This window comes from Phyllobacterium calauticae, assembly GCF_019991125.1.
Taxonomy (GTDB): domain Bacteria; phylum Pseudomonadota; class Alphaproteobacteria; order Rhizobiales; family Rhizobiaceae; genus Phyllobacterium; species Phyllobacterium calauticae.
Map to the genome: position 1 here is coordinate 850836 of NZ_JAGENB010000001.1, position 22137 is coordinate 872972.

Below are 22137 nucleotides of genomic sequence, written 5' to 3' on the forward strand. Positions count from 1 at the left end.
GGAGACCCACCATGCGCCTCGTTGAAACGCTTATCTACAGCCTGCGCCCGGGAACAGGAGCCGAATTCCACAAACTGGTGTGCGAGGAAAGCCTGCCCATACACCAGTCCATCGATATGGACGTGGTCGACTTCGGCCAATCGGAGCATCACCCCGATGCCTATTTCCTCGTGCGCGCCTATGACAATCTAGATCACCTCAACGCTTCGCAGGAAGCGCTCTATTCCAGCGATACCTGGCGCAGGGGTCCACGTCCCGCCATTCTGCAACGGATCGTCGTCAGCCTCAAATCCATGGCGTGGATGAGCGAGGCGGCCATCGAAGAAACGAGGCTGTGCGGTATCCGGCGGCGGCGATTGAACTGACTATTTTTTCGCTTCGATGATCTTGTAACCGGCAGTGTCCTCGATCGGCAGGACGGAGCGGAACAGTGCCTTCAGGCCCGCCTCGTAGGGCATCTGGCGGTTGGCGACGAGCAGCAGTCTGCCGCCCGGCTTCAGCCGCTTGGCGGCAGCCGCAATGAAACCCTGCCCCATGGTCGGGTCGGCACTGCGTCCCGCATGGAATGGCGGGTTCATGACGATCGTGTCGTAAATCTCGGCGATGGCTTCGCCATTGACGTCGTGCCAGTGGAATGACAACGGCAGCTCGGTTGCTCCGGCAAGGTTCAGCTTTGCCGCTTCGAATGCTTCAAAATCCGCCTCATAGACTGCCAGCGATTTCAGCTTTTCCGGATGTTTCAGGACTTCGCTGGCAAGATAGCCCCAACCGGCGCCGAAATCGGCGACATGACCGCTGATGCGTCCGGCAAAATGTTTCACCAGCAGCGCCGATCCCTTGTCGATGGCCGTGTGGGAAAACATGCCGGGTGCGGTGGTAAAACGCGCATCGACCAGCGTCGGTTCAGCCACAAGCGCCTCCACCTGTGCCTCATTGACAGCCTCGGGGCGGGTAAACCAGAAAGCCACCGCATGGTGCTTGGACAGCCGGTCGGTGACCGGCGCAAATTTCTCGACTGTCTTGCGGAAACTGTCGATACCAAGTTTCTTGTCGCCGCCCACCACGATCAGGCCGCCCGCTTCGACATGGCGCAGAGCCTGCGCCAGCCATGCCTCATTGCGCCCACGATGCTTGCCAAGAAGGATCAGCGCGCCCTTGAAGCTTTCCTTGCCCTCAAGACGGGAAACCGCCTGGAAGCCCGCCTTTTGCAAGGCGTTGTAATCCGGCCTGAATGGTTGAAGGGCTGTCAGGACATCTTTCCACGCAGGATCGATATCACGCTCCACCTCGGCGCCAAGAAACAGCCATGCGCTGCCTGCGCCGGGAACCGGCAATATCCCGTCTTCAAAGGGCAGAAAGAGCGTCTTGAGTGCGCCGTTGGCCATGGCAATGTCCATCCATCAATAGGTCTGTCTGAAGCGGAATTGACTGGAATGGCAACTTTCCATGCCAATCGAACCCCGCCAAGAAAAAAGCGCGCCACGGGGGCGCGCTTTCATCACGTCAAAGCAAGAGGCTTATTCAGCGTCTTCTTCAGCCTGCTTCTTTTCCTGAACGATTTCCTTGCCCGTTTCCTGGTCGACAACCTTCATCGACAGGCGAACCTTGCCACGTTCGTCAAAGCCCATGAGCTTGACCCAGACCTTCTGGCCTTCCTTGACCACATCGGAGGTCTTGGCAACGCGCTCGGAAGCGAGCTGGGAAATATGGACCAGACCATCGCGCGGACCGAAGAAATTGACGAATGCGCCGAAGTCTGCGGTCTTGACGACCGTACCTTCATAGATTTCGCCGACTTCAGGCTCAGCAACGATCGAATGAATCCACTTGCGAGCGGCTTCGATTTCCTTGGCAGAGGAGGACGCGATCTTGACCGTGCCATCGTCTTCGATGTTGATCTTCGCACCGGTCTTTTCGACGATTTCACGAATGACCTTGCCGCCAGAACCGATAACGTCACGGATCTTGTCGGTCGGGATGTTCATGACTTCGATGCGCGGTGCAAATTCGCCGAGTTCCGAACGGCCTTCGGTGATGGCCTTGGCCATTTCGCCGAGGATGTGCAGACGGCCGTCCTTTGCCTGACCCAGAGCAACCTTCATGATCTCTTCGGTGATACCGTCGATCTTGATGTCCATCTGCAGGGCAGTGATACCGCTTTCAGTACCGGCAACCTTGAAATCCATGTCGCCGAGGTGATCTTCGTCGCCGAGGATGTCGGACAGAACAGCGAACTTCTCGCCTTCGAGAATCAGGCCCATGGCAATACCAGCAACCGGACGGAGCAGCGGAACACCGGCATCCATCAGGGCAAGCGATGTGCCGCAGACAGTCGCCATTGAGGACGAGCCGTTGGATTCGGTGATTTCCGAAACCGTGCGCAGCGTGTAGGGGAACTGTTCCTTGGCAGGCAGAACCGGATGGATAGCGCGCCAGGCGAGCTTGCCATGACCGATTTCACGACGGCCGGGCGAACCCATGCGACCTGTTTCACCGACCGAATAGGGCGGGAAATTGTAGTGAAGCATGAAGGTTTCTTTGTACATGCCGGTCAGCGAGTCGACATACTGCTCGTCTTCGCCGGTGCCGAGCGTTGCAACAACGATGGCCTGTGTTTCACCGCGGGTGAACAGGGCCGAACCGTGGGTGCGCGGCAGAAGGCCGACTTCCGATACGATCGGACGAACCGTCGAGAGGTCGCGGCCATCGATACGGCCGCCCGTGTCGAGGATGTTCCAGCGAACGATCTTCGCCTGAACCGACTTGAACACGGTTGCGATCTGTTCGGCGGAGAATTCCGGCTCTTCAACACCTTCCGGGAAGAAGTGTGCCTTGACCTTTGCCTTGGCCGCATCAACAGCGGCATAACGCTGCTGCTTGTCGGTGATCTTGTAGGCAGCGCGCAGATCGGCTTCACAAACCTTGAGAACCGCAGCTTCAACAGCAGAAAGATCTTCTGCCTGGAAATCGCGTGGCTCTTTTGCAGCAACTTCAGCAAGCTTGATGATCGCGTCGATAACCGGCTGGAAGCTCTTGTGACCAAACATCACGGCACCGAGCATGACGTCTTCAGCCAATTCCTTGGCTTCCGATTCAACCATCAGAACGGCTTCGCCTGTACCGGCAACAACGAGATCGAGGCTCGACTCAACCATTTCGTCGATGGTCGGGTTCAGCTTGTATTCGCCGCCGATGTAGCCGACGCGTGCGCCGCCGATCGGACCCATGAATGGAACACCGGACAGTGTCAGCGCTGCGGAAGCACCGATGAGCGAAACGATGTCAGGATTGTTTTCGAGGTCGTGCTGGATAACCGTCAGGACAACCTGTGTGTCGTTCTTGTAGCCATCGGCAAAGAGCGGGCGGATCGGACGGTCGATCAGGCGCGAAACCAGTGTTTCGTTTTCGCTCGGACGGCCTTCACGCTTGAAGTAGCCGCCTGGAATCTTACCGGCTGCGTAGGTCTTTTCCTGGTAGTTTACGGTCAGCGGAAAGAAATCCTGACCTGGCTTTGGTTCCTTGGCGGAAACAATGGTGGCGAGAACGACGGTTTCGCCGTAGGTGGCGAGAACTGCGCCGTCAGCCTGGCGGGCAATCTTGCCCGTTTCCAGAATGAGCGGACGACCGCCCCATTCGATTTCAACTTTGTGTTGATTAAACATATCTTGTCCTTCAGTGGGGAAATACGCGCATCCCTTTGATGCAGCATGTTTCGCCCGTTTCGTTTCAGACCAATCACGGGCAAGACAACGTGCAACTCGTATGGCCGAGTTGCCTGCAATCCTGCCCCATGACCTGCCTCATGGTAGCGTTCATCCCTATCGGGGATAAACAGAGACCGGCGGAGCGACTGAACGCACCCGCCGGTCCAATCCGTTAGCGGCGCAGGCCGAGCTTTTCGATCAGCGTCTGGTAGCGGCCTTCGTCTACACCCTTGAGGTAGTCAAGGAGACTGCGGCGCGTCGAGACGAGCTTGAGAAGACCACGGCGGGAATGGTTATCCTTCTTGTGGTCCTTGAAGTGCTCGGTCAGGTTGACAATGCGCTCTGTCAGAACTGCAACCTGGACTTCCGGGGAACCGGTGTCGCCTGGCTTCGTTGCGTATTCAGAGATCAGTGCCTGCTTGCGTTCAGCGGTAATCGACATCGTATGTCCTTTCTTTTGAAGGGAAAACGGGATGCCCACGGCCGGGATGTCGTCCAGCGGGGGCCGGTTAAAGCGGCAGGCAAAGCCTGTCGCTGCGGGCCGTATAGTCGAAAATGTGACAAATTACCAGCCGCAAATGATTCGACCGCTTTTCAGCTGTCGAACCGGGGGCAAAACGGTCATATACATTTTGCCATCTTATATTAGACGGGAACTGCGGCGTGAGCATGGCATATCCCTGCCCGCCCCGATTCCGCCAATCCGCCTTTCCATACTGGTTGGCGGGCCAATGATCCGGAGTAAAATCATGAACACCATTCATCACGCCGCTGCCACGGGTTTTGCCGCTAAGGCCGACAGCTATGTCCTGGGCCGTCCGGACTATCCGCCGGCGCTCGATGCATGGCTGCGCGATGAACTGGATCTGGAACCCGGTAAGACCGTTGTCGATCTCGGCGCCGGAACCGGCAAGTTTACGCGCCGGCTCATGACGACAGGCGCTGCGGTCATCGCCGTTGAACCCGTTGCCGAAATGCTGCAAAAACTCACCGATGAACATCCCGAGATTTCGGCCAAATCAGGCACAGCCGAATCGATCCCTCTTGCCGATGCATCCGTGGACGCGGTCGTCTGTGCGCAGGCATTCCACTGGTTTGCCACCCAAGCCGCACTCACGGAAATCCACAGGGTGCTCAAACCCGGCGGCAGTCTCGGGCTGGTGTGGAACACGCGGGACGCGCGTATTCCCTGGGTGGCAAAACTCGCCGATATCTTTGCGCCCTACGAAGGCGACACGCCGCGGCACCATACCGGTGAGTGGAAAAAGCCTTTTCCGTTCAATGGCTTCAGCGCGTTGAGGGAACATCACTTTTCCAACAACCATACCGGTGCGCCAGAAGACGTCATCGTCAACCGGGTGCTGTCGACCAGCTTCATCGCCGCCCTGCCGCCGGAGAAACAGGAACGGGTTGCCGCCGACGTTCGCACCCTTATCGCAAACGAACCGACGCTCGCCGGAAAAGCGGAGGTCACCCTGCCCTACGACACCGCAGCCTACAGTTGCATCAAGGAATGATATTCGCCAATAAGGACGAAGCGCCAGAGGAGCACAGCATGAATGATACACCGGCGATCCATCTGTTTTCCTACGGAACCCTGCAGCAGGAGGGTGTCCAGCTGTCTTCCTTCGGCCGCCTTCTGCAAGGTACGCCGGATGCGATGCCAGGTTTCAGGCAATCGATGATCGAAATCACCGATCCCGATGTCATCCGTGCCAGCGGCAGCAATTTCCATCCCATCGTCGTGCCAAGCGGCGATTCCGGCGACGAGGTCGCGGGGACGGTTTTCAAGATCACGGCGAGCGAACTCGCTGCGGCGGACGCCTACGAAGTGTCCGATTACAAACGCATCGAAGTGCGGTTGAAATCAGGAACCGATGCCTGGGTTTACGTAAAAGCTTAAGCGGTGAAAACGCGCTTGGGCTTGAACTGACCCTGTTCGATGAAGCCGATGGCAAGAAGCTTACCCTTGCTCGTCACGCAGGCTTCGTCAGCCTCCACCGGCGCGTCGCGGCCACGCAGGATGACCGGGTTGCCCATGCGGATACGGTGCGCCTGATCGTCGGAGAGGGCGACCTGCGGCAGGCTCTCCAGCGCGGCGCCGGTATCGATCAGGAATGCATCCATCACCGAGAAACGCGCCTCGATGGCTTCGTAGGAACGGTCCTCCCCTTCCTCACCCTCGGCAGGCGCCGGCGGATGGGCCGCTTCCAGTTCTTCGAGCGTGACGAAATCCTGTTCGTCAAAGGGAGCAACTTCAATGCGGCGCAGATCGGAGATATGACCATAACAACCGAGATCCCGCCCCATGTCCCGGGCGAGCGAGCGGACATAGGTGCCCTTGCCGCATTCGACTTCGAAAATCGCGGTGGATGCATCGGGCTGTTCAATCAGTTCGAGCCGGTCGATTTCGACTTCGCGCGAAGGAATTTCCACGTCTTCACCGCCGCGTGCCAAATCATAGGCGCGCTCGCCGGCAATCTTGATGGCGGAGAATTTTGGCGGAATCTGCTGAATCACACCGGTATATCTGGCAAGAATGGCCTTGATCGATGCCTCGTCCGGACGATGCTCCGATGTGACGGTGATCTCGCCTTCCATGTCGTCCGTGGTGCGTTCAGCCCCCCACGTGACCGTGAAGCGGTAAATCTTGGTGCCGTCCATGACATAGGGGACGGTCTTCGTCGCTTCGCCCAGCGCGATCGGCAGCATGCCAGATGCGAGGGGGTCGAGCGTTCCGGCATGTCCGGCTTTTTCAGCCTTGAACAGCCACTTGATCTTGGAGACGGCTTCGGTCGAGCCCATGCCCTTCGGCTTGTCAAAGATCAGCCAGCCGGATACGGGCCGGCCTTTTTTCTTGCGCTGTCTCGACATTCAATTGTTTCCGTTGCCGTCAGGGCCATGTCCCGGCACATCGCCGGGATTGGGATCGTCATGATCATCATCGTGATCGTGATGATCATCGAGATCGCGGGTCACCTCGGGCTTGCGCAGCAGCGCATCGATCTTGGCGTAGTTGTCAAAGCTCGAGTCGATGCGGAACCGGAACTCCGGCATGTATTTCATCTGCTTCAGATAGGCCGCTGCCCGGCCGCGGATGAATTTCGCATGCTGGTTCAGCGCGGCAATCACCGCATCGCTGTCTTTCGCGCCAATGGGCGAGACAAAGCAGGTGGCGATCTTGAGATCCGGCGACATGCGCACTTCAGAAATGGCGACAACGGCGTTTTCCAGCGTGTCATCACGCACGTCACCGCGCTGAAGCACCTGAGAAACCGCGTGACGCACCTGCTCACTGACGCGCAACTGGCGTTGTGAGGGGCCGGACGATGAGGCAAAACGAGACATATTTATCGTATCCCAAGATACAGGAGATCGCCGGTTTTTGTTCCGGCGATCCTGTTATCGATGATTTAAACGCTGCCCTCGCAAGGGCTTGGCGTCAAAGTGTGCGGGTAATGTGTTCGACGCGGAACGCTTCGATCGTATCGCCTGCGCGAATATCGTCATAGTTCTCGAACGCCATACCGCATTCCTGACCCGCAGGCACTTCGGACACTTCGTCCTTGAAGCGCTTGAGCGTCTTGAGCTTGCCTTCGTGAATGACAACGTTGTCGCGGATAAGGCGTACGCCTGCACCACGTTCGACCTTGCCTTCCGTGACACGGCAACCCGCAACCTTGCCGACCTTGGTAATGTTGAAGACCTCGAGGATCTCCGCATTGCCGAGGAAGGTTTCGCGGCGTTCCGGCGACAGCAGGCCGGACATGGCTGCCTTCACGTCATCCACCAGATCGTAGATGATGTTGTAGTAGCGGATCTCGATGCCTTCACGCTCGGCCAGGTCACGTGCCTGCTTGTTGGCACGCACGTTGAAGCCGATGATCGCAGCATTGGAGGCTTCGGCAAGAGCAATATCGCTCTCGGTGATGCCGCCAGCACCCGAATGGATGATGCGTGCCCGAACTTCGTCGGTTCCGAGTTTGTCCAGCGCACCGGCAATGGCTTCGATGGAACCCTGCACGTCGCCCTTGATGAGCAGCGGGAATTCCTTCAGGCCGGTGACCTGCAACTGGCTCATCATCTGTTCGAGCGAGCCGCGCGAGCCAGCCTGACGTGCCACTGCCTTTTCACGGGCAAGACGCGTGCGGTATTCAGAAATCTCGCGGGCCTTAGCTTCGTTTTCCACCACGGCAAAGCGATCGCCAGCCTGTGGCGGGCCCTGAAGACCCAGAACCTCGACCGGCGTTGCCGGACCGACTTCCTTGACCGTTTCACCGCGATCATTGACGAGGGCGCGGACACGGCCCCATTCGCTGCCGGCAACGATGATGTCACCCGGACGCAATGTGCCCTTCTGGACGAGAACGGTCGCAACCGAACCACGACCGCGGTCGAGCTTGGCTTCGATGACCACACCTTCGGCCGTCCGTGAAGGATCGGCTTTCAGGTCGAGAATTTCAGCCTGGAGCAGGATCGTTTCGAGCAGTTTGTCGAGACCAGCACCGGTTTTCGCCGACACTTCCACGTCGAGTGTTTCACCGCCCATCGATTCCACGAAGACTTCGTGCTGCAACAGGCCATTGCGGACCTTCTGCGGATCGGCGGACGGCTTGTCGATCTTGTTGATCGCCACGATGATCGGAACACCCGCTGCCTTGGCATGGTTGATCGATTCAATCGTCTGCGGCATCACGCTGTCGTCGGCGGCAACCACAAGGATAGCGATATCCGTGGCCTGTGCACCGCGTGCGCGCATCGCCGTAAAGGCGGCGTGACCGGGCGTATCGATGAACGTGATCTTGTGACCGTTCTGCTCGACCTGGTAGGCACCGATGTGCTGCGTGATGCCACCGGCTTCACCGGACACCACATTGGCCTTGCGGATGGCGTCGAGCAGCGATGTCTTGCCGTGGTCGACGTGACCCATGATCGTGACAACAGGCGGACGGGATTCGAACGCACCTTCGTCGTCCTGCACGTTGAAGATACCTTCTTCAACGTCGGATTCCGCAACGCGGCGAACCGTATGACCGAATTCTTCGGCAATCAGCTGAGCCGTATCGGCGTCGATCAGATCGCCCGGCTTCATCATCTGGCCTTCCTTCATCAGGAACTTGATGACGTCAACCGAACGCTCGGCCATACGCTGTGCAAGTTCCTGAATGGTGATGGTCTCCGGCAGAATGACTTCGCGCGCGATTTTCTCGCGGGTGTCCTGCTGCATGCCACGCTTGAACTTTTCCTGGCGGCGGCGCATCGCGGACAGCGAACGGCTGCGGCCCTCATCGTTCAGCGCCGTACCCAGGGTAAGCTTGCCGCGACGACGCTCGTCTTCGCCCTTGACAACCTTGGGTGTGCGCACTTCCGGCTTTGCCGGAGCGGCACTGCTGCCACGGCGGGCACCCGCAGGACCACGACGTTCTTCTTCCTCGTCAGCGACGGGCTTGCGGACGGCACCCTTCGGCGCAGCGGTATCTTCAGCCGCTTTCGCGGTTTCAGGCTGGCGCTTGCGGGCTTCCTCTTCCGAACGCTGCTTGGCTTCGGCTTCCTTGCGCAGGCGCTCTTCTTCTTCGGCCTGGCGGCGGGCGGATTCTTCGCGCTCCTTGGCGCGCAAAGCATCTTCCTCCGCACGGCGGGCAGCTTCGACGGCCGCACGCGCACGATCTTCCGCATCACGAACTTTTGAACCCTCGAGTGCCTTGCGGCGGGCTTCAAGCTCGGCGGTCGACAATGTGTTCAGCACCATACCCGAACGGTCGTTCGGACGCGATGAACGGTAGGGCTGCTGGGCAGGCCGCTGCGAATGTGCCGGAGCAGCGGGACGCGCGCTCGCGGATGCAGAAGCTGCAGACGTGCTTGGCGCAGGAGCCGCCGGACGCGGCGCTGGCGCAGGAGCAGCAGTTGATGTCGTCGCCTGCACGGGTGCAGGGGCCGGCTGGGGGGCCGCCGGGCGCACAACCGGTGCAGAAGGAGCAGGTGCCGCGGATGCTGGCGCCGGTGTTGCCGGTGCAGGCGCAGCAGGAGGCGTTACCTCCGGCTTCTGATCCGGAAGGCTAAACTTGCGCTTCTTGGTTTCAACGACAACAGACTTCGTGCGGCCATGACTGAAATTCTGACGCACAGTACTCTGTTCAACGCCAGGCCGCTTCAGGGTCAGGGTCTTTTTATTGACGCCAAGCGTCTTGTCGTCTGTCGATTTTGTATCGCTCATTCCGTTTCCGTTTCCTTCGCGGCAGATGCCGCTTTAGCGTCGGCCAGATCCGTACGGCCATCGCGAAAATGCTGTAGCAGCCAAGCTCGCTCGACGAACCCGGCAGCTGCCTTCCCCTTGAGTACGGCAGCATGTATCACATTTACCCCGCCTAGTGCCAAATCCATTTCACTGCTTTCAAACAATGAAAGGGCGGGAATTTCCGGTCCGCCGGCATAAACTACCGAACGGCGGGCCTGGTCAAGCTTGCGGATGCCATCTTCCGCTGCTTCACGGGCATGAAGAACCATCGCTGCGGTGCCGTTGCGGATAGCTGAGTCCACTTTTGCGGCCCCTGTTACCACAACACCGGCCTTGCGCGCCAACCCAAAACTGCCAAGCGCGAATTTTACCAGCATCTGCTCAACAACCAACCCGAAATCGTCCGGGACAGTCACATTGGTTTTCAATGCGCGCGGGAAGAGCTTTCGCTTGACCGCTTCATCAATATAACGCCGCTGGGCCTTCACCCAACACCCCCGCCCGGGAAGATTGCGCTTCAAATCAGCGACAACCGCCCCGTCCGGGGTTGCGACGAACCGGATCATGTCATCGACAGAACCGCCTTCGCGCGTGACAATGCATGTCCTGTCATTCATTTCCGGTTCCACGTACAAAGGCCTCTCGCTCTCAGCCAGCGACCTCTTCGTCCGGCACTTCATCCGTCTCAACAGCAACCAGATCGTCTTCGGTGATCCAGCCGGCCTTGAGGCGCGCTGTCAGAACCATCTGCTCCGCATCGGTACGGCTGACTTCGAAAGCCGAGAGAATGCCGGGATGGTTGATTGTCTCACCATCCTTGCGCTCACGCCAGCCGGTCAGTTCATCCACCGCATAACCGGCGAAATCTTCAATCGTCTTGACGCCGTCTTCGCCGACAGCAACCAGAATGGCATTCGTCATGCCAGGCAGATCGCGCAGTTCATCCGAAACACCCAATTCCTTGCGGCGGGCATCACGTTCAGCTTCGATGCGGCCGAGATATTCCTGGGCGCGCTGCTGGATTTCGCTTGCCGTCTCCTCATCGAAACCATCGATGGAGGAAATTTCATCGCCATCCACATAGGCGATTTCCTCGACGCTGGCAAAACCTTCCGATGCAAGAACCTGACCGACCATCTCGTCGACATCAAGCGCTTCCATGAACAGGTTGGAGCGTTCGACGAATTCCTTCTGGCGGCGTTCCGACTCTTCCTGCTCGGTGAGGATATCGATATCCCAGCCGGTCAGCTGCGATGCAAGGCGCACATTCTGGCCGCGACGACCGATTGCCAGGGATAGCTGGTCATCCGGAACCACAACTTCAATACGTTCCGCATCTTCATCAAGCACAACCTTGGAAACTTCCGCCGGCTGCAACGCATTGACGATGAAGGACGCCGGTTCAGGCGACCACGGAATGATGTCGATCTTCTCGCCCTGCAACTCGCCGACGACAGCCTGAACGCGCGAACCGCGCATACCGACGCAGGCACCGACAGGATCGATCGAGGAATCACGGGAAATCACCGCAATCTTGGCGCGCGAGCCGGGATCACGGGCAACCGACTTGATTTCGATGATGCCGTCATAAATCTCAGGCACTTCCATGGTGAAGAGCTTCGCCATGAACTGCGGATGAGTGCGGCTCAGGAAAATCTGCGGGCCGCGCTGTTCGCGGCGCACGTCATAGACATAGGCCCGAACACGGTCCCCGTAGCGGAATGTTTCGCGCGGGATCAGTTCGTCGCGGCGGACAATGGCTTCACCACGACCGAGATCGACGATCACATTGCCGTATTCGACGCGCTTGACGCTGCCATTGATGATTTCGCCGACACGATCCTTGTATTCGTCATACTGGCGGTCACGCTCGGCTTCACGCACCTTCTGCACGATAACCTGCTTGGCGGACTGGGCGGCAATACGGCCGAAATCCATCGGCGGCAGCTGATCGGCAAGGAAATCGCCGGGCTGTGCATCGGGATTGCGGTCGCGCGCGGCATCCATGCTGATCTGCGTCACCGGATCTTCAACATCTTCGACAACTTCCAGCAGGCGCTGCAGCTTGATCTCGCCGGTCTTGGCATTGATATCGGCGCGGATATTGGTTTCCTGACCGTAACGCGAACGCGCGGCTTTCTGAATGGCATCGGCCATTGCCGCAATGACGATCTCGCGGTCAATCGACTTCTCGCGGGCCACCGCATCGGCGATCTGCAGAAGTTCTAGCCTGTTTGCACTGACTGCCATGTCTTTCTCCTTGAAGTTCCCCTTGGGGGTTCATCGCACCGCTTCTCCCGCGGCGTATGAAGATCAATCCTGTTTTGTCTGTTCCCGCTCAGCGGATTCGGCGTCGTCAGGCGATACAGCGCCCTCCTCGGGAATCCGGCCTTCGCGTAAGTCCTTGTCGCGACGCAAGGCATCGCGAATGAGATCGTCCGTCAAAATGAGCCGTGCATCCGAGATCAACTCGAATGGCACCTCGATCACCGGCTCATCACCATAACTCGCCTGATCGCTTTCTATCGTGACACTGTCATCGGTAACGGCAGCGATGCGGCCGCGAAATTTCTTGCGCCCGCTCAGAACCGCAGATGTATCAACCTTGACGACATGACCGGACCACGTGTTGAAATCCGACTTGCGCACCAGCGGGCGGTCGATACCCGGCGACGATACTTCCAAGTGGTAATGACGGTCGATAGGGTCTTCCACATCGAGAACCGGCGACATCGTCCGGCTGACCAGTTCGCAATCCTCGACGGTCATGGTGCCATCGAAACGTTCCGTCATGATCTGCAAGGTCAGGCCGTTCAGGCCGGAAAGCCGAACACGCACAAGGCGGAAACCAATGGATTCCAGCACTGGCTCGATAATACCAGCAATACGGGCATCGACGCCCGTCTCGGTGATAATGCGCTCTTCATGCGCGGTTGTTTCAACCGCTTGGTGTTCTGTTTTGGTGCCGTCTGTCACGCAGAATTTTCCCTGTTTCGGCCCCAAGAAACAAAAAAGAGCGGGACCTGTGTGGACCCACCCCTGTTCTATCGACCAAGAATATGACTTCTATATATCGAAATGAGGGGAGAGTTTCAAGCTCTGTGACGAATTTCTGCGCGTCCGCCACAGTTCGGCGATTTCAACGCCGCATGCAGCCGCACATACCGCTTCCCGCGTTGCAAGGGCCGGCCGTTCAAACGGCGATATGCCGGATTGGTCAAAAATCATCCAAACAAATGGATTCAGGGTTTTGTAAGGGCCGAAAATGCCGAATTCATGCCACCGCAATGCATTTTCGCATGGCTGCCGTGCGCTGCGGGGCCTAACCCTTTCGAGCCAACTCCCCTATCTATGCTGCATCGCAATATAACTGCGAAAGGAATGAGCCATGACCAAGAGACATATGCCTTACAAGATCAGCCGCTTTCTCAACGTATTCGGCAGTGCCGTTGCTGTTGCTTCTGCAACACGCCTCGGTCATCAGCCGATCCCGTCGGATCTGCACAATCTTGGCATTGACCCTGTTCAGTTCAGCACGATCCACCGGAATTAATATCCCGGTGGACTGGGCTGATCACTGATCAGTCCTCGTTCGCAGCAAGCTGCGACAGTACCTTGCCTTTGCCCCGTGCCCGCAAAATCAGTGGCACGACCACGGCACAGACCGCCAACACCAGCAGAATGATCGCAATGGGCGACCCGACCAGCACGGTAACGTCGCCCTGGCTGATCGCCAATGCGCGCCGCAATTGCTGCTCGGCCATCGGCCCGAGGATCAGGCCGACCACAACCGGCGCAATCGGATAACCGAACCGGCGCAGAATATACCCCATGACACCGAATGCCAGCAGCATGCCAAGCTCGAATGTCGACGGGTTGGCGCCGATGGTGCCAAGCGTGGCAAACACGAGAATGCCGGCATAGAGCCAGTGCCTCGGGATGGACAGCAAGCGCACCCAGAGCCCGATCATCGGCAGATTCAGCACCAGCAGCATGAAATTGGCAACGAGAAGGCTGGCGATCAATCCCCAGACAATCTGCGGATTGGTGGCGAACAGCAACGGTCCGGGCTGCAGACCGAACTGCTGGAAACCGGCCAGCATGATCGCTGCGGTTGCCGTCGTCGGCAGCCCAAGCGTCAGCAGCGGGACCAGTGTTCCGGCAGCCGATGCATTGTTGGCAGCTTCCGGACCTGCCACACCTTCAATGGCGCCATGGCCAAATTCCTCCGGCTTCTTCGCCAGCTGCTTCTCCACCGAATAGGACAGGAATGTACCGATCTCGGCGCCGCCCGCCGGCATGGCGCCGATCGGAAAACCGATGATCGTGCCGCGCAGCCATGGTTTCCATGACCGCGACCAGTCTTCCCTGTTCATCCACACCGATCCCTTGACCGGCTCGATCTTTTCATCCCCGCCGTAGCGGGCAGCCGCGACACTGAGGGTCTCGCCGATTGCAAACAGGGCAACAGCAAGGGTGGTGACTTCCACACCATCCAGAAGGTCGGGAATACCGAAAGCCAGCCGCGCCTGCCCGGTCTGGAGGTCGATACCAACCAATCCGAGGGCAAGCCCGAGAAAGAGCGCCGTGAGCCCGCGCAGGGTTGAATCGCCGAAGGCGGCGGATACGGTCATGAACGCCAGGATCATCAGGGCAAAATATTCGGCCGGACCGAACGACAGGGCAAATTTGACGATTGTCGGCGCAATCAGCGCAAGCCCAAGCGTTGCGATCAGGCCGGCAACGAAGGAACCGATGGCGGCCGTTGCCAGCGCAGGGCCTCCGCGGCCGGCGCGGGCCATCTTGTTGCCCTCAAGCGCCGTGACGATGGAAGCGCTTTCCCCCGGCGTGTTCAAAAGGATCGACGTGGTCGAGCCCCCATACATGCCGCCATAGTAAATGCCGGCAAACATGATGAGTGAACCCGCCGGGTCAAGCTTGTAGGTGACCGGCAAAAGCAGCGCCACCGTCAGCGCCGGCCCGATGCCGGGCAGAACGCCGACAGCGGTACCGAGCGTGACACCGACGAGCGCGTAAAACAGGTTCATCGGCTCCAGCGCGACCAGAAAGCCGTGGGCGAGGAGTGTAAATGTATCCATGGCTGTGATGCCTTTTAAATGAGGTGCTCAAGCGGCCCGGCAGGAAGCGACAATTGCAGCCCCTTGGCGAAAATGATCCAGACGACGAAAGAAAGGGCGATCCCGATCGGAATGGTCTTCCACAGCGGCCTTTTGCCAAAACCGCGGGCTGTTGCTGCAAACAATATGCCGGTTGCAATGGAAAAGCCGACCGTGTTCAGGAGCAGCATCTGCGCGGCAAGCCCGCCGACAATCCAGATGACAGGGCCAAACTCCTGCGCTTCGCGCTCGGGAAAATCCCCGCGCCAGGCTTCAATGCCGGTCCAGACGGACAGCACGAAAAGACAGCCGGATATGGTGTAGGGAAATGCGCCGGGACCGATGCGCGTGGTGCTTCCGCCGTGGGCGGTCGCGGTGCTGTAGACAATGACAGCCGCAACCAGGGCGAGAACGACGGCTACAACAAGCGCCGCCCGATCAGGGCGGCGCGTTGCGGATGCGGACACGTTGTTTGTCATTTTACAAGGCCGATATCTTTCAGGATTGCCGATGTTGCTTCGGTATCCTTCGCCAGCTGCGTCTTGAACGCATCACCTGCAAGATAGGTGTCTGCCCAACCCTTGGTGGCAAGCTGATCCTGCCACGCCTTCGACTTCACCATCTTCTCGACATCGGTGCTGATCACAGCTTCCTGTTCTTTGGAAATGCCGGGGGCCGCAGCAACCATGCGCCAGTTCTGGATGGCCACATCAATGCCGCCCTCCTTGAACGTCGGTGCATCGACGCCTGCTACCTTCGCATCACTGGAAATGCCGATAATGCGCAGCGTACCAGCCTTGATCTGCGATTCGAATTCACCATAACCGGAAATACCCACCGTCACCTGATTGCCGAGAATGGCAGCCAGCGCTTCGCCGCCGCCGGAGAAGGCGATATAATTGACCTTGGTCGGGTCAACACCCGCTGCCTTGGCGATCAGGCCCGCCGTGATGTGGTCCGTACCGCCAGCCGAGCCGCCGCCCCACGACACCGAACCTGGATCGGACTTCAGCTTTTCCACGAGATCGGCCATGTTCTTGATGGGCGACGCTGCGGGGACAACCAGCGCTTCGAATTCGCCGGTCAGCCGGGCGATGGGGGTAACCTGGCTGAGATTGACCGGCGACGCATTGGTCAGGATGGCGCCGACCATGACGTAACCGCCGACGATCAGCTGCGCAGGATCACCTTTTGCCGAATTGGCAAACTGGGCAAGACCAATGGTGCCGCCGGCGCCGGGAACATTGACTACCTGAACGCTTCCGGAAATCTTCTCATCCTGCAGCACGGACTGGATGGTACGGGCGGTCTGATCCCAGCCACCGCCGGGCGCAGCCGGTGCCATGATCTTGTAGTCGGCAGCAAAGGCCGAACCCGACACAATCATCGCGCCGGCAGCGGCGAAAGCAAGCAACATTTTACGCATTGTAGAAATCCTCCCGTGACAGCATTCCGCCGTCTGTTTTGCTGGTTCTTTGAAGAAGCCGGGAGGCGGCAACAGTCAAAGCCATGAACTGACGCCAAGCGCGCAATTCAACGTACACCAATAAACTATAGGACAGCCTCCCAGCGGTCTCCTCATGCTCAGATTGACAGGAGAAAACTGTCTGGAAGCTGTCACGTATTGGGGAAGACCGGCCAATATCGGCCGGATCGGCAAATCAGCGGCGTGAAAAAGTCAGATAAGCACCGACACGCCCTTCGCGATGCGCTTTCTGCTCATAGCGGGTGCCGGGCCAGGCCTCATAGGGCGTGTGCCAGTCGGCGGATGTTTCGGCCTGCCACACGAACGCGCCATGAGCGCGGCAATGCTGCAATGTCCAGTTGACGTAAGTATCGATATCCGACGCAAAACGGAACGGGCTGCCCGGCTTCAATACCCGGGCAAAACGGTCAAGGTTCTTCTGGCTGACGAAACGGCGCTTCCAATGTTTCTTTTTCGGCCAAGGATCCGGATAAAACAGATCGATACCGTCAAGCGATGCGTCCGGCAGCCAGTCCAGGACCTGCGTTGCATCGTCGTCGTACAGGCGAATGTTCTGCAGGGGATTTTCGTGCAGATCGACAACCAGCTTTGCCATGCTGTTGACGAAAGGCTCGACACCGATAAAGCCGGACTTGGGAAAACGGGCAGCTTCATGCAGCAGGTGCTCGCCGCCGCCAAAGCCGATTTCGAGCCGGACCTTGTCGACCTCCGCAGTAAAAAGACTGCGAAGGTCGCCGGGTGCAGGTTCCGACAGATCCAGTTTCAGCAGCGGCAGCAACTCGTCGCGGATGGAGCGTTGCAGGGGCCGCAGTGTCTTGCCATTGCGTCTGCCGAAAAACGCTTCCGTTGAGCGCTCGCGCCTGGGCTCTTCTGTATCTGTCATCATCTTCAATCAAACTGGCTGCTTACGCAGCCAGTGCGCTCTTCAACTGCTTGGCCAGATCGGTCTTTTCCCAGGAGAACGAACCGTCACGACCGGGCTTGCGGCCGAAATGGCCATAGGCCGATGTCTTGGCGTAGATCGGCTTGTTCAGGTCAAGATGCTTGCGGATGCCCGTCGGCGAAAGGTCCATGACCTTGCGCAGGGCAGCTTCCACGGCATCTTCATTCACCTTGCCGGTGCCATGCAGGTCAACATAGACCGACAGAGGCTGAGCAACACCGATGGCATAGGACAGCTGGATCGTGCAGCGATCGGCAAAGCCGGCGGCGACAACATTCTTGGCGAGATAGCGCGCTGCATAGGCAGCAGAGCGGTCAACCTTGGTGGTGTCCTTGCCGGAGAATGCACCGCCGCCATGGGGCGCCGCGCCGCCATAGGTGTCCACGATGATCTTGCGGCCTGTCAGCCCTGCATCGCCGTCCGGTCCGCCGATGACAAACTTGCCGGTCGGGTTGATGTACCAGACGCAATTGTCGGCAATCTTGAGATCGCCAAGCGCTTCGCGGATGTAGGGTTCAACGACCTTGCGAACCTTTTTGGAATCCCAGCTGGCATCCAGATGCTGTGTCGAAAGAACGATCTGCGTCGCTTCCGCCGCTACGCCATCGACGTAACGAACCGTCACCTGGCTCTTGGCATCGGGGCCAAGCCGGCCGGCCTCACCCTCGCCCTTGTGGCGGGCGGCGGCGAGAAGCTCGAGAATCTTGTGCGAATAATAGATCGGAGCCGGCATCAGGTCCGGTGTTTCCCGGCAGGCATAGCCGAACATGATACCCTGATCGCCTGCGCCCTCTTCGCCCTGACGGTCAGATGCATTGTCGACGCCCTGCGCAATGTCGGCCGACTGCGGATGCAGCAGCACGTCAATCTTTGCAGTCTTCCAGCTGAAGCCCTCCTGCTCATAGCCGATATCGCGGATCGCACGGCGGGCGGCAGCGCGGAAGCGGGAGGGATTGATGACCGGATGACCCTTGGCGTCATGAACAACGGCGCCGTTCTTGTCCTTCTTGAGCAGCGTGTCGGGGACACGCACTTCACCGGCAATAACAACCCGGTTGGTCGTTGCCAAGGTTTCACAGGCAATACGCACAGTCCACGGATCAACACCCGTCTTCTTTGCTTCCTTATAAATCATGTCGACGATTTCATCGGAAATACGGTCGCAAACCTTATCTGGATGACCTTCCGATACAGACTCACTGGTAAAAAGATAGGAACTGCGTGTCACGGGAAACCCCTCTTGAAACAAACGTACGCCCATTCCACAGGGAACGAGCCTGCGTAGTGTTTGCCAAGGTCCAGGGATTCAGTCAATCGCTTTCGTTTTCAAACAAACAGCATTGGAAGAATTTTTCTACTGTTTGAACGGAAAGATCGACAGGCCAACGGGAATCTATCCTTCGGGATCTTCTTCGTGGCTCAATGTCCGCACCAGATCGAGGATTTTCCGGCGAATCTTCGGGTCGCCGATCTTGGCGAAGGCACGCGCAAGCTGTATCCCCTCGGAGCTGTTGAGAAAGCCCACCACGTATGTGTTGTCACTTTCCTCCTCGAACCCCTGCACCTTCTCCGGCTGGTCGGGCATATCATCAAAGAAAAACGTGACGGGTACGTTGAGAACGTTGCCAATCGCTTGCAGACGGCTGGCACCTACCCGGTTGACACCCTTCTCGTATTTTTGAATTTGCTGAAATGTAATTCCCAGGCTATCGCCTAGTCTTTCCTGGCTGAGGCCAACCATGTTCCGGCGCAGACGGATTCGGGCGCCCACATGGACGTCAACTGGGTTCGGTCGCTTTTTATTATCGGGCATGAAAATCTCATTCGTATGAAATGGGGCTGAAAACTAATTTTATCATCAATGTATCAACAGACCAAATATAACGGTATTCGACAGGGCAAAGGTAAAAAAGTCAACCGAGACGCCTTCTATCCCGATAAAAATACGCCAGTACGGCAGCAAAAAGCAGACCGAGTACAATCAGAAATTGAAATCTGCGTAAGCCTTCACTTAATGGTAGTTGAACCCTACCGGGAAGCGCCACATCGACCACACCCACTGCATTCAGTGCCAGGGCATCGATGATTCGACCGTAGGGATCGACAACCGCTGATAGTCCATTGTTGGCGGCGCGGACAAGCGGCAAACCCTGCTCGACCGCGCGCAATTGCGCCTGGCGGAAGTGCTGATACGGACCCGGCGTATCGCCATACCATGCATCATTGGTCACATTGATGATCGCGTCGGCCGCCGGCCCCTGATACCCCATTTCAGCCGGAAAGATCGCTTCATAGCAGATGAGCGGCAAAGCGGTGAGATTGTCGCTCACCTTGAGCGACTGCTTGGAGGCGCCTGCGGTAAACCCGCCAGGCATTCCAGCAATTTCGCTCAAACCCAGGCTGCGCAGAATGCCTTCGAGCGGCAGATATTCCCCGAACGGAACCAGATGCACCTTGTCGGCAGCACCGGTAATCTCACCGGCATCATTGATGCTGTAGATCGTGTTGTAATACAGCGGCGGCTGATTGCCTCCCGGCTCCTCCATCCGCACGGCCCCGGCGAGCAGGACTTGCCCCTCTTTCAGCATTCCGGCAATGGCCCGCAACGCGTCGGGTGTTTTCGTCAGGATATAGGGGACCGCTGTTTCCGGCCAGACAATCACGTCGGGTGCGGGCGCACCGGATCGGGGTGGCTTGCCGCTCATGGCGAGATATTTATCAAGAATATCGCGGCGTGCTTCCACGTCAAACTTCAGATCCTGCGCGATCGACGGCTGAACGATACGAACATTGGGGCCCTTTGCGACAAGGCTGGCTGTCTGCAGCCTGTAAAACCCGTACCCCGCATGGGCGCACACCAGGATCAGCGCGACAACCAGGCCCGTTCTGATATCCCGGCGGCCAGCAAGCAGGGCGGGCATGGAAAACACCGCCACGGCCAGCGCATTCATGCCCAGGAGGCCGACAAAAACCGATGACTGCATGAGAACGGGAACCGGCATCGCCGCATAACCGATCGCATTCCAGGGGAAACCGGTGAGCACAATGGAACGCAGCCACTCGGTAATACCGAAGGCAAACGCCAGCGACAGAACACGGCCCATCCCTTCACTCCAGAACAGCCGGGCCAGCGCTGCGGCAAAAGCGTAGAAAACGGCGAGAACGGCCGGCAGTCCAAGCACAGCAAGCGGAATTGCCCAGGCAAAGCCGGCAGCGTCCACCAGCAGTGCATTCCCCAGCCACCAGAGGCCAAAGACGAAATAGCCGAAACCAAACCACCAGCCAATCATGGCTGCCGGCCAAAGCCTGCGGAGAGGCCCGGCGCCCGCATTGTCGACGGCACCGTCAATCAGCCAGACAAGAACCGGAAAGGAGATGAAGCAGACGGCAAAAAAATCATAGGGCGGCAGCGCGAAACTGGCCAGCGCACCCATGAAAAACGCCAGCGCAACACGCTTCCATCCCCACAGCAGGATGATTTCTCCGGCCAGACGCTGGATCATGCCATGCCCCACCCTTGGTGATTTTTCGTCAGTATTAGCGGGTGAGACTTGCGCCAATCATTCGTCCATTTCAGCGGGTTCATCCGCCGCGCCCGGACGCGGAGGACGCGGGCGGCGCTCGGCATGGCGCAGCGGCACGATGCGAACCTTGCGGATACGGCGCGGGTCGGCTTCGAGCACATGAAACTCATAACCCGGAACCGCCTGGACCATTTCGCCGCGCACGGGAATACGCCCGAGAATCGAGAAGATCAGACCACCGACCGTGTCGACGTCTTCGCCATGCTCGCCAACGACAAAGCCGGACCCGATCTTTCCGGCGACCTCTTCAAGATCGGCGCGGGCATCGGCGATGAAGACGCCTTCCGGCTCCTCCATGATCATCACTTCGTCGTCGTCGTGCTCGTCTTCAATATTGCCGACGACCATTTCGACGATATCTTCCAGCGACACCAGGCCGTCGGTCCCGCCGTACTCATCGATAACCAGCGCGATCTGAATGCGTTGTGCCTGCATGCGGCCCATCAGGTCATTGGCAAGCATCGAGGGCGGCACGAAAAGGATCGGCCGCATGAGACTGAGCTCTGCAATGGTCTTGGTCAGTTCGACATTGCTCAGATCAAACTTGGCAGCAGCCGGTGCCTTGGGTGCCTTCGCCGAAGTTCGGCGCTGGGTCTTCACCCTGGAAATCTTGGTGATGTAATTGACCACATCACGGATATGCACCATGCCGCGCGGATCATCCAGGGTTTCCGCGAAAACCGGCATGCGCGAATGGCCGGATTTTTCGAAAACCTCCAGCAGATCGCCGAGAGTCGTGGTGATATCAACGGCCTCAATATCGGCGCGAGGGATCATCACATCTTCCACGCGCAATTCGCGCAGGCGCAGGATGTTGTGAAGCATGGCGCGTTCTTCCGGCGAAAACGCCGTATCGCCATTATCCGTGCCCGCCAGCGCCGCATCGATATCCTCTCGCAGGGATGTGCCCGGGCGAGCGCGCAGAAATGGAAAAATTGCAGTGAGAAGCGAGCGCTTTTCGGTTGCGGGCGCTCTGGTGCTACTTTGCCCCTCGGCGTCACTCTCCTGCCCGGTTATGCCCTTGGCGGGCGCGGCAGGATCGTTCTGGTGCGACGTGTCAGACATGGT

The 22137-nt window shown here is 58.5% G+C and carries 21 protein-coding genes; 4 read left to right on the forward strand and 17 right to left on the reverse strand.

Annotation, left to right across the window (positions count from 1 at the left end):
* The first annotated feature begins 11 nt into the window (after positions 1 to 11).
* Positions 12 to 365, forward strand: a complete 354-nt coding sequence (locus J1W56_RS04380; protein ID WP_223612048.1) for a hypothetical protein — start codon at positions 12 to 14, stop codon at positions 363 to 365.
* Here the strand turns inward: J1W56_RS04380 and J1W56_RS04385 are convergent, their stop codons facing one another.
* From J1W56_RS04385 to rpsO, 3 genes are all read right to left on the reverse strand, one after another.
* Positions 366 to 1385 (reverse strand): class I SAM-dependent methyltransferase, encoded by a 1020-nt coding sequence (locus J1W56_RS04385; RefSeq protein WP_223612049.1) that lies wholly within the window; start codon positions 1383 to 1385, stop codon positions 366 to 368. It lies immediately after the preceding gene.
* 132 nt (positions 1386 to 1517) lie between these two features.
* A complete protein-coding gene (pnp, locus tag J1W56_RS04390) occupies positions 1518 to 3662 on the reverse strand; it encodes a polyribonucleotide nucleotidyltransferase (protein ID WP_223612051.1) in 2145 nt (714 codons plus the stop codon).
* A 214-nt stretch (positions 3663 to 3876) separates the two neighbouring features.
* Positions 3877 to 4146 carry a 30S ribosomal protein S15 gene (gene rpsO, locus J1W56_RS04395; protein ID WP_105736700.1) on the reverse strand — a complete coding sequence of 90 codons (270 nt, stop codon included), beginning with the start codon at positions 4144 to 4146 and terminating at the stop codon, positions 3877 to 3879.
* Between the two features lie 307 nt (positions 4147 to 4453).
* Between rpsO and J1W56_RS04400 the strand changes: the two genes are divergently transcribed.
* Together J1W56_RS04400 and J1W56_RS04405 are read left to right on the forward strand one after the other, a co-directional pair.
* Positions 4454 to 5221 (forward strand): class I SAM-dependent methyltransferase, encoded by a 768-nt coding sequence (locus J1W56_RS04400; protein WP_223612053.1) that lies wholly within the window; start codon positions 4454 to 4456, stop codon positions 5219 to 5221.
* 38 nt (positions 5222 to 5259) lie between these two features.
* Entirely contained in the window at positions 5260 to 5607 is a 348-nt protein-coding gene (locus J1W56_RS04405; RefSeq protein ID WP_223612055.1) for a gamma-glutamylcyclotransferase family protein, read from the forward strand.
* Here J1W56_RS04405 and truB read toward each other — a convergent pair.
* The 6 genes from truB to rimP all read right to left on the reverse strand — a co-directional run bounded on the left by truB (position 5604) and on the right by rimP (position 12915).
* Positions 5604 to 6578 carry a tRNA pseudouridine(55) synthase TruB gene (truB, locus tag J1W56_RS04410; protein WP_223612057.1) on the reverse strand — a complete coding sequence of 325 codons (975 nt, stop codon included), beginning with the start codon at positions 6576 to 6578 and terminating at the stop codon, positions 5604 to 5606. The genes J1W56_RS04405 and truB overlap by 4 nt on opposite strands.
* Positions 6579 to 7052 (reverse strand): 30S ribosome-binding factor RbfA, encoded by a 474-nt coding sequence (gene rbfA, locus J1W56_RS04415; RefSeq protein ID WP_223612059.1) that lies wholly within the window; start codon positions 7050 to 7052, stop codon positions 6579 to 6581.
* 94 nt (positions 7053 to 7146) lie between these two features.
* On the reverse strand, positions 7147 to 9918 hold the full coding sequence (infB, locus tag J1W56_RS04420; RefSeq protein ID WP_223612060.1) for a translation initiation factor IF-2: 2772 nt from the start codon (positions 9916 to 9918) through the stop codon (positions 7147 to 7149).
* The gene (locus J1W56_RS04425) at positions 9915 to 10556 is read right to left on the reverse strand and encodes an RNA-binding protein (protein ID WP_404927914.1); all 642 of its coding nucleotides are present in this window, start codon (positions 10554 to 10556) and stop codon (positions 9915 to 9917) included. Before J1W56_RS04425 ends, infB begins: the two co-directional genes overlap by 4 nt.
* Before the next feature lie 31 nt (positions 10557 to 10587).
* Positions 10588 to 12189, reverse strand: a complete 1602-nt coding sequence (gene nusA / locus J1W56_RS04430) for a transcription termination factor NusA (RefSeq protein ID WP_223612061.1) — start codon at positions 12187 to 12189, stop codon at positions 10588 to 10590.
* Positions 12190 to 12252: 63 nt separating this feature from the next.
* Positions 12253 to 12915, reverse strand: a complete 663-nt coding sequence (rimP, locus tag J1W56_RS04435) for a ribosome maturation factor RimP (RefSeq protein WP_223612063.1) — start codon at positions 12913 to 12915, stop codon at positions 12253 to 12255.
* A 412-nt stretch (positions 12916 to 13327) separates the two neighbouring features.
* On the opposite strand from rimP, the gene J1W56_RS04440 reads away from it, so the two are divergent.
* Positions 13328 to 13492 carry a hypothetical protein gene (locus J1W56_RS04440; protein WP_223612065.1) on the forward strand — a complete coding sequence of 55 codons (165 nt, stop codon included), beginning with the start codon at positions 13328 to 13330 and terminating at the stop codon, positions 13490 to 13492.
* Positions 13493 to 13520: 28 nt separating this feature from the next.
* Here the strand turns inward: J1W56_RS04440 and J1W56_RS04445 are convergent, their stop codons facing one another.
* From J1W56_RS04445 to J1W56_RS04480, 8 genes are all read right to left on the reverse strand, one after another.
* The gene (locus J1W56_RS04445; protein ID WP_105736718.1) at positions 13521 to 15038 is read right to left on the reverse strand and encodes a tripartite tricarboxylate transporter permease; all 1518 of its coding nucleotides are present in this window, start codon (positions 15036 to 15038) and stop codon (positions 13521 to 13523) included.
* Positions 15039 to 15052: 14 nt separating this feature from the next.
* Positions 15053 to 15535 carry a tripartite tricarboxylate transporter TctB family protein gene (locus J1W56_RS04450; protein WP_223612066.1) on the reverse strand — a complete coding sequence of 161 codons (483 nt, stop codon included), beginning with the start codon at positions 15533 to 15535 and terminating at the stop codon, positions 15053 to 15055.
* The gene (locus J1W56_RS04455; protein WP_223612068.1) at positions 15532 to 16482 is read right to left on the reverse strand and encodes a Bug family tripartite tricarboxylate transporter substrate binding protein; all 951 of its coding nucleotides are present in this window, start codon (positions 16480 to 16482) and stop codon (positions 15532 to 15534) included. Before J1W56_RS04455 ends, J1W56_RS04450 begins: the two co-directional genes overlap by 4 nt.
* Positions 16483 to 16717: 235 nt before the next feature.
* The gene (trmB, locus tag J1W56_RS04460; protein ID WP_223612070.1) at positions 16718 to 17425 is read right to left on the reverse strand and encodes a tRNA (guanine(46)-N(7))-methyltransferase TrmB; all 708 of its coding nucleotides are present in this window, start codon (positions 17423 to 17425) and stop codon (positions 16718 to 16720) included.
* Positions 17426 to 17447: 22 nt separating this feature from the next.
* Positions 17448 to 18713, reverse strand: coding sequence for a methionine adenosyltransferase (metK, locus tag J1W56_RS04465; protein WP_223612072.1), 1266 nt, complete (start codon positions 18711 to 18713; stop codon positions 17448 to 17450).
* A gap of 165 nt (positions 18714 to 18878) precedes the next feature.
* Positions 18879 to 19298, reverse strand: a complete 420-nt coding sequence (locus J1W56_RS04470; protein ID WP_223612073.1) for a helix-turn-helix domain-containing protein — start codon at positions 19296 to 19298, stop codon at positions 18879 to 18881.
* 100 nt (positions 19299 to 19398) lie between these two features.
* Positions 19399 to 20988 (reverse strand): apolipoprotein N-acyltransferase, encoded by a 1590-nt coding sequence (lnt, locus tag J1W56_RS04475; protein ID WP_223612075.1) that lies wholly within the window; start codon positions 20986 to 20988, stop codon positions 19399 to 19401.
* Between the two features lie 57 nt (positions 20989 to 21045).
* Positions 21046 to 22134, reverse strand: coding sequence for a hemolysin family protein (locus tag J1W56_RS04480; RefSeq protein WP_223612077.1), 1089 nt, complete (start codon positions 22132 to 22134; stop codon positions 21046 to 21048).
* Positions 22135 to 22137 lie beyond the last annotated feature (3 nt).